10 protein-coding genes are annotated in these 14911 nt (G+C 35.4%); 6 read left to right on the top strand and 4 right to left on the bottom strand.

Annotated elements, in window-relative coordinates:
• Positions 1–181 precede the first annotated feature (181 nt).
• The 4 genes from radA to panC all read right to left on the bottom strand — a co-directional run bounded on the left by radA (position 182) and on the right by panC (position 4107).
• Positions 182–1543, bottom strand: a complete 1362-nt coding sequence (gene radA / locus ACFX5E_RS04930) for a DNA repair protein RadA (RefSeq protein ID WP_379854062.1) — start codon at positions 1541–1543, stop codon at positions 182–184.
• A complete protein-coding gene (locus ACFX5E_RS04925; protein WP_379854061.1) occupies positions 1543–2691 on the bottom strand; it encodes an alpha/beta hydrolase in 1149 nt (382 codons plus the stop codon). Before ACFX5E_RS04925 ends, radA begins: the two co-directional genes overlap by 1 nt.
• Before the next feature lie 203 nt (positions 2692–2894).
• The gene (gene panD / locus ACFX5E_RS04920; protein ID WP_379854060.1) at positions 2895–3245 is read right to left on the bottom strand and encodes an aspartate 1-decarboxylase; all 351 of its coding nucleotides are present in this window, start codon (positions 3243–3245) and stop codon (positions 2895–2897) included.
• 13 nt (positions 3246–3258) lie between these two features.
• The gene (panC, locus tag ACFX5E_RS04915) at positions 3259–4107 is read right to left on the bottom strand and encodes a pantoate--beta-alanine ligase (RefSeq protein WP_379854059.1); all 849 of its coding nucleotides are present in this window, start codon (positions 4105–4107) and stop codon (positions 3259–3261) included.
• 108 nt (positions 4108–4215) lie between these two features.
• On the opposite strand from panC, the gene ACFX5E_RS04910 reads away from it, so the two are divergent.
• The 6 genes from ACFX5E_RS04910 (at position 4216) to atpD (ending at position 14907) form a co-directional block, all read left to right on the top strand.
• Entirely contained in the window at positions 4216–5022 is an 807-nt protein-coding gene (locus ACFX5E_RS04910) for a glycogen/starch synthase (protein ID WP_379854058.1), read from the top strand.
• Positions 5023–5070: 48 nt separating this feature from the next.
• The gene (locus ACFX5E_RS04905) at positions 5071–6648 is read left to right on the top strand and encodes a DUF4270 domain-containing protein (protein ID WP_379854057.1); all 1578 of its coding nucleotides are present in this window, start codon (positions 5071–5073) and stop codon (positions 6646–6648) included.
• Positions 6649–6657: 9 nt separating this feature from the next.
• Positions 6658–8505 carry a glutamine--fructose-6-phosphate transaminase (isomerizing) gene (gene glmS / locus ACFX5E_RS04900; RefSeq protein ID WP_379854056.1) on the top strand — a complete coding sequence of 616 codons (1848 nt, stop codon included), beginning with the start codon at positions 6658–6660 and terminating at the stop codon, positions 8503–8505.
• A gap of 368 nt (positions 8506–8873) precedes the next feature.
• Positions 8874–11636, top strand: coding sequence for a TonB-dependent receptor domain-containing protein (locus ACFX5E_RS04895; protein WP_379854055.1), 2763 nt, complete (start codon positions 8874–8876; stop codon positions 11634–11636).
• Between the two features lie 29 nt (positions 11637–11665).
• On the top strand, positions 11666–13144 hold the full coding sequence (locus tag ACFX5E_RS04890; protein ID WP_379854054.1) for an SGNH/GDSL hydrolase family protein: 1479 nt from the start codon (positions 11666–11668) through the stop codon (positions 13142–13144).
• 251 nt (positions 13145–13395) lie between these two features.
• Complete coding sequence (gene atpD, locus ACFX5E_RS04885; protein ID WP_073204939.1) at positions 13396–14907, top strand: F0F1 ATP synthase subunit beta; 1512 nt, start codon at positions 13396–13398, stop codon at positions 14905–14907.
• Positions 14908–14911 lie beyond the last annotated feature (4 nt).

The following is a 14911-nucleotide window of genomic DNA, read 5'->3' as shown; positions in this document are numbered from 1 at the left end:
ATTAAATTTTTAAAAAGTAAAATAAAAAAAGATACTTATTAAGGATAGCGCGGATTTGCAATCCGTACGCTCAACATATAGGGAACAAATCCAATACTACAGCTTATACTTTATCCACCAAGCAAACGTAATTTCTGGCAATACTAAAGGTATAAAAAGGACTTTAGATTTATAACAAATTTTACCCAAACAACTCACTCGCCACATCTTCAATTTTGGCTACCAATCGAATTTTAATTCCTATATTTTTCAACGCAATTTTATTGTATTTGGATACAAAAATGGTCGAAAATCCTAATTTTTCTGCTTCCTGAATGCGTTGGTCTACGCGGTTTACAGGACGTATTTCACCCGAAAGGCCAACTTCGCCAGCAAAACAAAAATCTTTATTTACCGGAATATCTTCATTCGATGATAAAATGGCGGCAACAACTGCTAAATCTATCGCCGGATCATCTACTGAAATTCCTCCCGTTATGTTTAGGAAAACGTCTTTGGCTCCCAAGCGAAAACCCGCTCTTTTTTCTAAAACGGCCAAAATCATATTGAGTCGTTTTGCATTATAGCCCGTTGTGCTGCGTTGCGGTGTGCCATAAACGGCGGTGCTTACCAGTGCTTGGATTTCAATCATCAAAGGACGCATGCCTTCTAAAGTGGAAGCAATTGCAGTTCCGGATAATTCCTCGTCTTTATGCGAGATCAGAATTTCCGAAGGATTCGAAACTTCGCGCAATCCGCTTCCTAACATTTCATAAATGCCAATTTCAGCAGTGGAACCAAAACGGTTTTTCAACGAACGTAAAATGCGGTACACGTGGTTTCTGTCGCCTTCAAATTGTAGAACGGTGTCTACCATGTGTTCCAGGATTTTTGGTCCGGCAATATTTCCGTCTTTGGTGATATGACCAATAAGAATCACCGGAATATTGGTTTCTTTGGCGAATTTTATCAATTCGGCAGTGGTTTCCCGGATTTGCGAAATACTTCCGGGTGTCGATTCAATATAATCCGTATGAAGAGTTTGAATGGAATCGATAATCACGATTTCGGGCTGAATGGCTTCAATTTGTTTGAAGATGTTTTGGGTTTTGGTTTCCGTAAGAATATAACAATTGTCTCCACTGGGAGTAATTCTTTCGGCACGCATTTTTATTTGTTTCTGACTTTCTTCTCCTGAAACATACAAGGTTTTATACGGTAATTTTAGAGAGATTTGAAGTAAAAGCGTGCTTTTTCCAATGCCGGGTTCGCCACCCAAAAGGATTAGTGAGCCAGGAACGATTCCGCCGCCTAGAACACGATTCAATTCCCCATCCGTAGTGTCCATTCGGATTTCCTGTGCAGAATCAATTTCGTTTATTCGTAATGGTTTCGACGCTTTATTACTAGAAACAGACTCGTTTTTCCAAGCGACTTTTTCTTGTTTCTGAATGATTTCTTCGGCTATAGTATTCCATTCTTTGCAAGAATTGCATTGTCCTTGCCATTTAGAATATTGAGCTCCACAGTTCTGACAAAAAAAAGTAGTTTTTACTTTTGACATTATTTTTTTGGTGTTAGACTTTGCATGTCATCAAATTTTTGAAACATCATGTCTTTGGTTAAATCTCCAATTCCGTCTAATTGAGAGGCTTTTTGATAATGTTTTGCCGCTTTTTTCGCGTCGCCTGTTTTCTCATACATCAACCCCAATTCATAGTCGCTCAACATCGATTTTGGATAGTTTTTTCGGGCAATTACAGCTAAGTTTTCTAATTCGGGATACGCTTTGTTTTTTAAAATAGCGGCTTCAATTGCTTTGAAATCATTTATTCGAATAGGGATATTTAACCCCAATTTTTTAGATAAAAGATCATATTTGGCAGTCAGGTAATCTACATGTCCAGATGGAAGTTTGGCAATTTTATCGGTGTATTCCGTTGATGAAATTGGTTTGTAGGATTCAAAAATCTGATATAATGCATTAGGGATTGAGTACAACACTAAGGAGTAATGGGAAGCGTCCTTGAAGTAGTCAAATTTATAATTGAGTAAAGGGTTGGTCACCAGTTTTATGCTTTCATCCAGCTTTTTTATTGGCTCTTGCAATTTTTTTACGTCGCCATCAGCTGCAGATTGGTAATAAAAAACGGGTTGTTTGAGGTTAGTAAGTTTTTCGGGAATGCGATTTTCCATTTCCGGAGCAAGTTCTGGACTTAACGAAATGTAGGCGTTAAATAGTGGTGCGTCTTTGTAAAGGAAAAAGTTTAAATAACCAGCCGTGGTACCATGTCCGGCGATAATTCGAAAAGGTGCCACGCGGTATTTTTTTTCTAAATAAGGCAGTAGTTCTCCTCCAATAAATGTAAAAAACTGAGCGCCTGTTCCAGATGGTGTGCCTTCAACTTCACCATAATTACTGTCGTCTGATCTTTCATCGTTTTTGTTTTGATTGATGCCAACGATTATGGTTTCCGGTAAATCATCCCAATAAGCGCCATAATTCAATGCGCCATAAAAAGGATCGAAAAGGTAATCTCCATCAAGTAAAATCAGAATTGGATATTTTTTATTTGGATTCTTGTCATAGGATGCGGGTAATCCAATTGTGATTTCTCGGTTTTCAGCTAGTTTTTGAGATTCGAAAGGTTGTATGCTTTTTTGGGAAAATACTGAAATTGAAAAGAATAACAAGAGTAGAATCTGTTTCATAATTTTAGCTGTTTTAGAAATTAAATTAATTCTAAATGGAGTACCAATATAATACTTTATTTACTTTTATTAAAAACAGGGCCAACAAAAACACCTATTATAAAATTTAAGCTAAAAAGGCTAGATTTTATAAAGAAATTTGTTGAAATTCTTTTGAAAAAATTTGTAATGGGATTCTTAATCTGGAATTTTTTTCTTGAAAATCACGTCAAAGAATTGTCGTTTTCATTAGGGAAAACAATCCATGGTTTGAAGGTTTTTGCTTCTTCAAATTCTAATGTGGCATACGAAATGATGATTATAATGTCATCCTTTTGTACTTTTCTCGCAGCAGGTCCATTGAGAGTTATTACCCCAGAATTTTTTTCGCCTTTGATGGCATAAGTGTCAAAACGTTCTCCATTGTTGATGTTTACAATAGACACTTTTTCTCCTTCGATTATATTAGAAGCTTCTAATAAAGTTTCATCAATGGTAATGCTTCCGATATAATTTAAATCAGCTCCGGTTACTTTTACTCGATGAATTTTTGATTTTACGACTTGAATTTGCATGCTACAAAAGTAATTAATTTAATGAAATAGTGTCAATCAAACGAATATTATTGACAACGACGGCTATAAAAGCGCGGTATTTTTTATTTTTATTTTTTCTCAAGCAGGGAAGTAGTGCAGCCTCATCTGCAATTACGAAATACTCTAAAGTAAACATCGGATTTTTTTCGAATGATTTTTGTACCCATTCACTTACCCAAGCGGCACTTTTACTACTGAATTTTTCTTTTGCAATATTTAATGTCTTAAAGATAATGGCGGCTTCTTCTCTTTCTTGGGCGGATAATCGCTCGTTTCTGGAGCTCATGGCCAAATTATTGGGTTCTCTATAAATGGGACAACCAACAACATTGACTTTTAAGTTATTTTTTACGACCATTTTTTTTACAATTTGCAATTGTTGAAAATCTTTTTCGCCAAAATAAGCTTTGTTAGGTTCGACAATTTCAAAAAGACGTTTTACTATGGTGCCAACGCCATTAAAATGACCCGGTCTGAATTTTCCTTCCATTTGATTTTCCAATCCATCAAAATCAAAAGGTTGAGAAACAGGTTGTCCGTCATAGATATCTTCAACAGTTGGAGCATATAAAATAATTTCCGGACTTAAAGCTGTAAGTTTTTTTACATCTTCTTCTAATGTCCTAGGATATTTTGCTAAATCTTCCGGATTGTTAAATTGGGTTGGATTTACAAAAATACTGACAACGGTATTTTCATTTTCCGACAGTGATTTTTGCATTAATGCCAGATGACCCTGATGCAGAGCGCCCATAGTTGGTACAAACCCAATAGAGGAATGAGTAGTTTTAATAGATTTCAAAAAGTCTATCAAAGCTGCTTTTCCATAGAATATATGCATGATGGTATTGTTAAAATTAAATGCAAACTTACTATTTTAGTTAATAACTGCATAAATTTTTGTAATTTTGCGTGGTTTTTATTACCAATAAACTAAGTAAATTACAATATGAAAGATAAGAGGATATTATATGTATCATCTGAAGTGGTGCCTTACCTTGCTGAAAATGAGGTTTCTTTAATGTCTTATGACGTTCCTAAAATGGTCAATGATCAAGGAGGACAGATAAGAATTTTCATGCCGAGATATGGAAATATTAATGAAAGAAGACACCAATTACACGAAGTGATTAGACTTTCAGGGATGAATTTGGTAGTCAATGACTTGGATATGCCTTTGATTATTAAAGTGGCTTCCATACCAAAAGAAAGAATTCAAGTTTATTTTATCGATAATGACGAATATTTTAAGCGTAAAGCAACCTTTACCGATGAAGAAGGGGTTATGTATCCAGATAATGACGAAAGAGCTATTTTCTTTGCAAAAGGAGTTGTTGAAACGGTTAAGAAACTGAATTGGGTTCCTGATATTATTCATGTTCACGGATGGATGGCTGCTATGTTGCCTATTTATTTAAAACATTATTATAAAAATGAAGCCTTATTTTCTGAAACAAAAATTGTTACTTCTGTTTACAGTCAGTCTTTTGAAGGGGTTTTGGATGTTGAAATGATTAATAAAGTGAAATTTGACGGTGTCCCTGATGAAGCAATTGTTGATTTAGAGACGCCTGATTACGAACACATTATGAAAGCAACTATAATGCATTCCGATGCTGTGATTATTGCGTCAGAAAACCTGTCTCCAAGTTTAACAAAATTTATAGAATCTTCAGGGAAACCTTTTTTACCTTTCGCCCCGAAAGATAAATTCGCGGAAGCGTATACTAATTTCTATAAAAACGAGGTTCTTTAAATTCAACTTTTATTAATAAATATGTACAATACTTCTTTTTTTAAGAAAATGCTAGTTTTAGCAAGCATTATCCTTTTGTATTCGTGTGATAAAGATTACAATGCAATTGGTGGAGATTTAATTGGTGACAACCATTTTGATTTTAGCACCTATACTTCAAATGTAATAGCCTACAATCAAAAAGTAGGTCCTGTACAATCCAATGATTTGGCAGTAAATGGGTTGGGAATATATACTAATCCTGCTTTCGGGACAACAACTGCCAATTTTGCCACACAAGTGTCTTTAAGCTCTTTATCGCCTGAAATTGGAATGAATCCAGTTATAGATAGTGTGTATTTAGATGTTCCTTATTTTGTTGATGCTTCAAAAACAAAACCTAATGCTAACGGAGGTAGTATTTATGAGTTGGATTCAATTTATGGGGCTATTGACGCAAAAATTAAACTAAGTGTTTATGAGTCGGGGTATTTCATGAGGGATTTAGATCCCGCAGGTGGATTTCAGTCAGCCCAAAGATATTATACGAATCAAAATGCTGATTTTGATGGAAAAAAAATTGGAAATCGATTGAATGATGGTGCTAATACTGCACAAAATGATGCTTTTTTCTTTGACCCTGCCCAACATGTAGAAATTACTACCGATGCAACAGGTAAAATCACCAAAACCTATGTAGCGCCAAGAATGCGATTGAAATTGAATAAAAGTTTTTTTGACTCTAAAATTATTCATGCACCAGCCGGTAAATTGGCTACTGCGGATGTCTTTAAAGAGTATTTCAGAGGTTTGTATTTCAAGGTGGAGAAATCAGGAAGTAACGCAGGAAATCTAGCTTTGCTAAATTTTAAGTTAGGGAAAATTATTATAAAATACAAAGAAGATTTGTCTACAACAGTTGGTACTGTTGTAACTGTTACCAGAGTAGATAAATCGATAGATCTTAATATGACAGGGAATTCAGTGAGTTTGTTGGAACAAACTAATACAAATGCAGTATATTCCAATGCTACAGCCAGCCCTAATACCGTTGATGGAGATGAAAATTTATTCGTAAAAGGGGGTGAAGGTTCAATGGCGATTCTTGGTCTTTTTAGTACTCCGGGAGAGCTTACAACTTTAAGATCAAACGGTTGGCTAATTAATGAGGCGAATCTGATTTTTCATATTGATTCTGATAAAATGAAGGATGTTGCTGGTGTTAAAGTTTTTGAACCCAATAGAGTTTATTTGTACGACTTGACTAATAATAGACCTGTTGTTGATTATTTTAATGATGCCACGACGGGTACAAATCCCAAAAACGGAAAATTGCTTTATGGAGGTTCGATAAATAAAGAAACTTCTGCAAATGGAAGAGGGTTAACCTATAAAATCAGGATTACAAATCAGATCAGAAATTTGATAAAAAATACTGATTCAACAAATGTCAAGTTAGGTCTTGTAGTTACGGAAGATATAAACACTGTTACTTCAAACTATTTGAAAACACCTAATTCTTTTACTTCCCAAGTGCCGAAAGCTAATGTGATGAATCCGTTAGGAACTATTCTTTACGGAGGGAAATCTACGGTTCCATTGGACAAAAGATTAAAACTTGAAATTTTTTATACAAAACCTAATTAAGTAGAAATTATGTGTGGAATTGTTGGATATATCGGTTATAGAGAGGCTTACCCTATAATTATAAAAGGACTGAAAAGACTGGAATATAGAGGTTATGATAGTGCCGGTGTGATGCTTTATGATGGTGAGAACTTAAAAATTTCTAAAACTAAAGGTAAAGTTGTAGATTTAGAAGAGAGAGCTTCTAAAGAAATTTCTATCAATGGAACTATAGGAATGGGGCATACGCGTTGGGCTACACATGGTGTTCCAAACGATGTTAATTCTCATCCTCATCTTTCGAATTCAGGGAATTTGGCAATAATCCATAATGGAATTATTGAAAACTATGCTCCGTTGAAGGTAGAATTATTGAAAAGAGGATACGTTTTTCATTCTGATACAGATACCGAAGTATTGGTAAATCTTATTGAAGAAGTACAAAAAAAAGAAAACCTTAAATTAGGGAAAGCGGTACAGATTGCATTGAATCAAGTTGTAGGTGCTTATGCTATTGCAGTTTTCGATAAAAATAATCCAGACGAAATTGTGGCTGCCCGTTTAGGGAGTCCATTGGCGATTGGAGTTGGAGAAGGAGAATATTTTATAGCATCCGATGCTTCACCATTTATAGAATATACCTCGAATGCCATCTACTTAGAAGATGGTGAAATGGCAATTATTAGATTGCACAAAGCTATGAAGGTGAGAAAAATTAAAGATGATTCTTTAGTTGATCCTTATATTCAAGAACTTCAAATGAATTTGGAGCAAATTGAAAAAGGGGGTTACGATCACTTTATGCTTAAAGAGATTTATGAACAACCAAGTGTAATAAAAGATACGTATCGCGGAAGACTTCATGCGAATGAAGGAATTATAAAAATGTCAGGTGTCGAAGACAATTTAGAAAAATTCTTAAATGCTGACCGAATTATAATCGTGGCTTGTGGTACATCTTGGCATGCTGGTTTAGTAGCGGAATATATATTTGAGGAATTTGCTCGAATTCCGGTAGAAGTGGAATATGCTTCTGAATTTAGATATAGAAATCCAATTATAAACAGTAAAGACGTTGTTATAGCCATTTCGCAATCTGGTGAAACAGCCGATACTATGGCAGCTATAAAATTAGCCAAGGAAAACGGTGCGTTTGTTTTTGGAGTTTGTAACGTTGTTGGTTCTTCTATTTCAAGAGAAACTCATGCAGGTGCTTATACTCATGCTGGACCAGAAATTGGTGTTGCATCGACGAAAGCATTTACTACTCAAATTACGGTGCTAACAATGATAGCGCTGCGTTTGGCTAAAGCGAAAGGGACTTTGTCAAATACTGATTTCCATAGGTATTTACAAGAATTGGAAATCATTCCCGAGAAAGTTAAAGAAGCTTTAGAAACAAATGAAAGAGCTAAAGAAATTGCTGCTACATTTAAGGATGCTCCTAATTGTTTGTATTTAGGAAGAGGGTATAATTTCCCAGTAGCATTGGAAGGTGCTTTGAAGCTTAAGGAGATATCTTATATTCATGCAGAAGGTTATCCGGCTGCAGAAATGAAACATGGTCCTATTGCTTTGATAGATGAGCATATGCCAGTTGTCGTAATTGCTCCAAAACAGGGTCATTATGATAAAATTGTCAGTAATATTCAAGAAATAAAATCCAGAAGTGGAAGAATAATTGCAATTGTAACCAAAGGAGATACGCAAGTTCGTGAATTAGCGGATTATGTGATTGAAATTCCGGAAACCTCAGATGCCTTGTCTCCGTTGATAACTACGATACCGTTACAGCTTTTGTCGTATCATATTGCAGTTATGCGAGAGTGTAATGTAGATCAACCTCGTAATCTTGCTAAGTCTGTTACTGTAGAATAGTAAAAGAAAAGATTTTTATATATATAAACCTCGAAAGATGTCTCTTTCGAGGTTTTTTGTTTTTTAAACCTTTCTTCTGGAAATTGATAGTATAAATAGGATATGCGATCATTTTTATTTTATTTTATTAACTTTTATTAAATAGCTAAAATTTTATTAAATTTCTAAGATTAATGCATTTATTATATGCATGCATAGTGTAATTATAGTATTTATACTTAATTTTTAACAAAAAACAAAAAATAAAAAATAAAGAATAACTCTAATTGAGGTAAAAGCACTGATAATTATGAAATTTTTAACGCCCTTTTTTATTAATATTAAAAATATTTGTACTTTGGCAACATAAATCAAAAAATATTAACCAAATGAGAATGTATTTACTTTTTTTGTCATTGTTTTTTTGTAGCCTTACTTTTGCTCAAAATTCAATTTCAGGCATTGTTACAGATAGTAACAATCAACCTATTCCTGGAGCCAACATTAAAATTGTTGGAGAAAAAGCCGGTGCGATTACCGACTTCGATGGTTCATTTACTTTGCAATCATCAAATAAACCACCTTATGTGATCAATGTTTCCAGTGTGGGGTATGTAGCACAAAAAGTAACAGTTTCATCGAATACTCAAAAAGTAACAATTAGACTTGTTGACGAAGAAACAAAATTGAATGAGATTGTCGTTTCTGCTTCAAGAACGCCGGAAAGGGTATTAGAATCGCCAGTTACAATTGAAAGAATGGGAATCGTTGAAATTAAGAAAACAGCTTCTCCTTCTTTTTATGATGGATTAGAAAACATGAAAGAAGTACAAATGAATACTTCAAGTATGTCTTTCAAATCGATTAATACGCGTGGATTCGCAACAGTTGCAAATACTCGTTTTATGCAATTAGTTGATGGGATGGATAACTCCTCGCCGTTGTTGAACTTTGTGCTTGGAAATTTAATTGGGGTGTCTGAAATAGATGTTCAAAGTGTTGAATTATTACCAGGAGCTTCTTCAGCGTTATATGGAGCAAATGCTTTCAATGGAATTTTGTTTATGACTAGTAAGAGTCCGTTTACTAGCCAAGGTATAAGAGCTTACGCAAAATTTGGGCAAACTAGTCAAAAGGCTGCAGGTACAAATGATTATGTTGATTATGGAGTTCGTATGGCAAAAGCATTCAATAAGTATTTTGCAGGTAAGGCTAACTTTGCTTACATGAGAGGAACAGAATGGCATGCTGTAAATTATGATGATAAAACGGTAGCAGGTCGAGATAGAACTCATTACGGGTATGACGGTATCAATGTGTATGGCGATGAAGTTGCAACAGTAATTCCTGCACCTACTTTACCTAGTGATAGAGTTTCAAGAACAGGATACAACGAGACTGACTTAACAGATAACAAGGTTTCTAATACAAAAATAGATTTCTCTTTGCATTTACGTCCACTTGGAGACGAAAGATTAGAGGTAATTTGGCAAAGTAAATTTGGTTTTGGAAACACTGTGTACCAAGGAGCCAACCGTTATTATTTGAACAACTTTTTTATGCAGCAACATAAAATTGAATTTAAAGGGAAAAATTTCTTTTTGAGAGGATATACAACTACTGAGGATGGTGGTCAATCTTATGACATGTTATTTACAGGGATCAATATAAATCGTAAATGGAAGTCAGATCAACAATGGTTTAGAGAATACGGAACGACATTTGCTCAATCAACATTAGGTGGTATGTTGCCAGCAGATGCGCACAGAGCGGCTAGAGCAAGAGCAGATCAAGGAAGATTCTTACCAGGAACTCCGGAGTTTAAAAATGCTTTTAACCAAGTTACAAACGAAGCAAGTGTGCTAACAGGTTCTAAATTAGTTGACAATTCGAGAATTTATCATTCAGATGTAAATTATAATTTTAAAGATTTGATTAAATTTGCTGAAATTCAAGTTGGAGGTTCCTACAGACAATATGAGTTAAATTCATTTGGTCGTATTTATACAGATGCTAATGGGCCTATCAAATACGATGAATACGGTGCATACACGCAAGTGATGAAAAAAATGATGGACGATCGTTTAAAATTCACAGGATCTATTCGTTATGATAAAGCGCAAAATTTTGATGGGAATATTTCTCCAAGGGTTTCGCTTGTTTATTCAGGCGGTCAAAATAAGAACCATAATTTTAGAGGCTCTTTCCAAACTGGTTTTAGAAACCCAACTACGCAAGATCAGTACATAGGTTTCAATGTTGGTAGTGCTATACTTTTGGGTTCAGCACCAGATAACTTAACTCGATTTGTAGAAACTTTACCAGTAAATGGAGCAGTAGGTCAGGGGTTTAACAACGGTAATACTACTGTCACTATTGATGGTACAAGAGCTTATGGAAATTCTTACCTAGCTTCTTCGGTTATTGCTTTCGCAGCTGCTGGAAACCCTGCATTATTAAGAAAAACAAATGCTGGTCTTGTTAAACCTGAAGAAGTTAAGGCCATTGAACTAGGGTACAGATCTTTTATTAATAGAACTTCGATTGATGTTAATGGATATTACAACATCTACAATAATTTTATTGGAAATCTTAACGTGATTACTCCTTTATACGGTCAAGCTTTAGATGGTGGTGGATTAACTAATGTTGAAGGTCAAAAAGCATTACAGGCTTTGCAAAGTGGTAATACAAGAACTTTTCAATTGTATACAAACACACCACTTGAAATTGAATCTATCGGTTTTGGTATTGGTTTGTCAAGAAAAGTTTATAAAGAATTTGAAGTAGGAGCTAATTACAATTATGCTGAATTCAGTTTTGATCAATCTAAAGATCCTAGTTTTGAAGCTGGATTCAATACGCCAAAACACCGTATCAAAGCGTCATTTGGTAATGAAAAATTATTGCCAAATTTTGGATTTAACATTAGCGGAAGATGGAATAGTGAATACTTATGGCAATCTTCTTTTGCAGATGGAACAATTGAGGCGGCAACAGTTATAGATGCGCAATTAAATTATAATTTCCCTTCTTTGAAATCAACTTTAAAAATAGGTGCTTCAAATATCGGAGGTAGAGAATATGGTCAAGTATTAGGAGCGGGTCTAATTGGTCAACAATATTTTGCATCTTGGACAATTAATCCGTAACACTTTATTAAAACTAAAATCAAAGAACAATGATAAAAAATTTCAAATGGCTTCTATTTGCTTCATTAGCATTTGTAGCATGTAATAATGATGATGAAGTAACGGTAGATACTACTTCTTCTGATGGGAAACCTTTAACTGTTGGGTCTGCAGTTGTAACAAAATATATAGCATTAGGAGATTCGTATGCTGCGGGTTTCAGTGATAATGCATTATTTATTGAAGGGCAAAAAGGTTCTTATGTTAATATTATAGCACAACAATTTGCATTAGCAGGTGGCGGTGAGTTTAAGACGCCTTTTATGGCTGATAATATTGGTGGATTGTTGTTAGGCGGTAACGTGATACTGGGACAGCGCTTGTTTTTCAATGGTGCTGCACCTACTCCAGTTACAGGTAGACCATCAACAGAAGCTACTACAAAACTAACAGGTCCTTTTAGTAATCTCGGTGTGCCAGGTGCAAAAAGTTATCATTTAGTGGCTCCAGGATACGGGAATGTAGCTGGTATTGCCACCGGTGTCGCAAATCCTTACTTCGCTCGATTTGCTACATCAGCTTCAACAACGGTTGTGGCAGATGCTGTGGCTCAAGACCCTACCTTTTTCTCTTTATGGATAGGTGGTAATGATGTTTTAGGTTATGCTACGTCTGGAGGTTCAGGTAGAAATCAAACAGGAAATATGAATCCCGCTACTTATGCAAGCAATGATATTACCGATCCCGCTGTGTTTGCTGGTGCTTATAATGGCATTGTTAACGCAATGACAGCAAAGGGAGCGAAAGGAATTGTTGCTAATTTGCCTTACGTAACTGCATTACCATTTTTTACAACAGTACCTTATAACCCTGTACCATTGTCTGCTGCTGCTGCAACGCAGTTGAGTGCGGGATATGCTATTTATAATGCTGGTTTGCGAACCATGGTGACTAATAATCTATTAACAGATGCAGAAGCGAACAGAAGAACAATTAAATTTGCCGCTGGAGCCAATGCCGTAGTAATTGTTGATAGTTATTTAACTGATAGAACAGCATTTGGAATTCCTTCGTTAAGACAGGCTACTGCCGAAGATTTAATGGTTTTAACATCTAGAACGTTTATCGGTACTACCGTAAATAATAATCCTGCCGCTGTAAATGGAGTATCAGTGCCTTTAGCAGATCAATGGGTGCTTTCAAAAGACGAAGTGTTAGAAGTTAAAACGGCTACTGATGCTTACAATGCCACAATTAAATCGGTTGCAGATGCGAAAGGATTGGCATTTGTAGAATTAAAGGGGGTTACGGATCAGTTAGCAAACGGAGGTATAATCTACAATAACTACAAAGTTACTTCTGCGTTTGTAACTGGTGGAATGTTTTCTTTAGATGGAGTGCATCCAAGTCCAAGGGGGTATGCTATCATAGCTAATTTGTTTACTGGTGCTATTAATGCAAAGTTTGGAGCTAATTTCAAAAACAAAGATGTAAGCTTGTATCGAATACTGTACCCAGCTACTTTATAAGATTTAAAAGTAAATAATAACTAATAACCATCTGTTTATGCAGGTGGTTATTTTTTTGAGGATATTGTTGTTATTGGATTGTTTTAAAGCTTTTCTTCAGTAGGAAGTAAAAATATCCTTTTTTTATAAAAAAATTATTGATTTTATATTTTAAAAAATTATCTTTGCACACTGAAAAAAGTGTCTAATCGATAAGTTTCGATTGGTTCTGTTTCGTAAACCTAAATAGCTATTTAATAAATACATAAGTAATGTCAAAAGTAATAGGAAAAGTTGCCCAGATCATTGGCCCAGTAGTTGACGTTGTTTTCAACGGTAAGGATGTTGAACTTCCAAAAATTTATGATTCATTAGAAATCACAAAAAAAGACGGTACTTTATTAGTACTTGAAGTGCAATCTCACATTGGTGAAAATACAGTTCGTACCATTTCGATGGACTCAACAGATGGTTTGAGTAGAGGTTATGAAGTAGTTGGAACAGGAAATCCTATCCAAATGCCAATCGGTGCCGATGTTTACGGACGTTTGTTCAACGTAATTGGAGATGCCATTGATGGTTTAGGAAACTTGCCAAAAACAGGTGAAAACGGAATGTCTATTCACCGTCAAGCACCAAAATTCGAAGATTTATCTACTTCTTCTGAAGTTTTATTCACAGGTATTAAAGTAATTGATTTAATTGAGCCTTACTCAAAAGGGGGTAAAATTGGATTGTTCGGTGGTGCAGGTGTTGGTAAAACAGTATTGATTCAAGAGTTGATCAATAATATCGCAAAAGGTCACGGTGGACTTTCCGTATTCGCAGGAGTAGGAGAAAGAACACGTGAAGGGAATGACTTACTTCGTGAGATGTTAGAGTCAGGAATTATAAAATACGGGGATGAATTCATGCACTCTATGGAAAATGGAGGATGGGATTTATCTAAAGTGGATATGCCAGGAATGAGAGAGTCTAAAGCTACTTTCGTTTTCGGTCAAATGAATGAGCCACCGGGAGCTCGTGCTCGTGTAGCACTTTCTGGATTGTCTATCGCTGAATATTTCCGTGATGGAGCAGGAACTGATCAAGGAAAAGACGTTTTGTTTTTCGTTGACAATATCTTCCGTTTTACACAAGCAGGTTCTGAGGTTTCGGCACTATTAGGTCGTATGCCATCTGCAGTAGGGTACCAACCAACATTGGCTACTGAAATGGGTGCAATGCAAGAACGTATTACATCAACAAACAAAGGTTCTATTACATCTGTACAAGCGGTTTACGTTCCTGCGGATGATTTAACGGATCCGGCACCGGCTACAACTTTTGCTCACCTTGATGCTACTACGGTATTGTCTCGTAAAATTGCTGAGTTAGGTATTTATCCTGCGGTGGATCCATTGGATTCAACTTCAAGAATTCTTACTCCTCAAATCTTAGGTGATGAGCATTATGACTGTGCACAAAGAGTGAAAGAAATTTTACAAAAATACAAACAATTACAAGATATCATTGCGATCCTTGGTATGGAAGAATTATCAGAAGAGGATAAATTAGCCGTTTCAAGAGCGCGTCGTGTTCAACGTTTCTTATCTCAACCTTTCCACGTTGCGGAGCAATTTACAGGATTAAAGGGGGTGTTAGTTGATATCAAAGATACTATCAAAGGATTTAATATGATTATTGACGGTGAATTAGATCACTTGCCAGAATCGGCATTCAACCTTAAAGGTACTATCGAAGAAGCTATCGAAGCAGGAGAAAAAATGTTAGCGGAAGCATAAAATT

The organism is Flavobacterium xylosi (genome assembly GCF_042787345.1).
GTDB classification, from domain to species: Bacteria; Bacteroidota; Bacteroidia; order Flavobacteriales; family Flavobacteriaceae; genus Flavobacterium; species Flavobacterium xylosi.
The sequence above is the reverse complement of the archived record's forward strand: the minus strand, read 5'-3'. Positions and strand labels throughout refer to the sequence as shown.

Excerpts from the sequence above, each read along its gene's own strand:
- radA (WP_379854062.1), bottom strand. The coding sequence starts at position 1,543 with ATGTCAAAAGTAAAAACTACTTTTTTTTGTCAGAACTGTGGAGCTCAA.
- ACFX5E_RS04925 (WP_379854061.1), bottom strand. The coding sequence starts at position 2,691 with ATGAAACAGATTCTACTCTTGTTATTCTTTTCAATTTCAGTATTTTCC.
- panD (WP_379854060.1), bottom strand. The coding sequence starts at position 3,245 with ATGCAAATTCAAGTCGTAAAATCAAAAATTCATCGAGTAAAAGTAACC.
- panC (WP_379854059.1), bottom strand. The coding sequence starts at position 4,107 with ATGCATATATTCTATGGAAAAGCAGCTTTGATAGACTTTTTGAAATCT.
- ACFX5E_RS04910 (WP_379854058.1), top strand. The coding sequence starts at position 4,216 with ATGAAAGATAAGAGGATATTATATGTATCATCTGAAGTGGTGCCTTAC.
- ACFX5E_RS04905 (WP_379854057.1), top strand. The coding sequence starts at position 5,071 with ATGCTAGTTTTAGCAAGCATTATCCTTTTGTATTCGTGTGATAAAGAT.
- glmS (WP_379854056.1), top strand. The coding sequence starts at position 6,658 with ATGTGTGGAATTGTTGGATATATCGGTTATAGAGAGGCTTACCCTATA.
- ACFX5E_RS04895 (WP_379854055.1), top strand. The coding sequence starts at position 8,874 with ATGAGAATGTATTTACTTTTTTTGTCATTGTTTTTTTGTAGCCTTACT.
- ACFX5E_RS04890 (WP_379854054.1), top strand. The coding sequence starts at position 11,666 with ATGATAAAAAATTTCAAATGGCTTCTATTTGCTTCATTAGCATTTGTA.
- atpD (WP_073204939.1), top strand. The coding sequence starts at position 13,396 with ATGTCAAAAGTAATAGGAAAAGTTGCCCAGATCATTGGCCCAGTAGTT.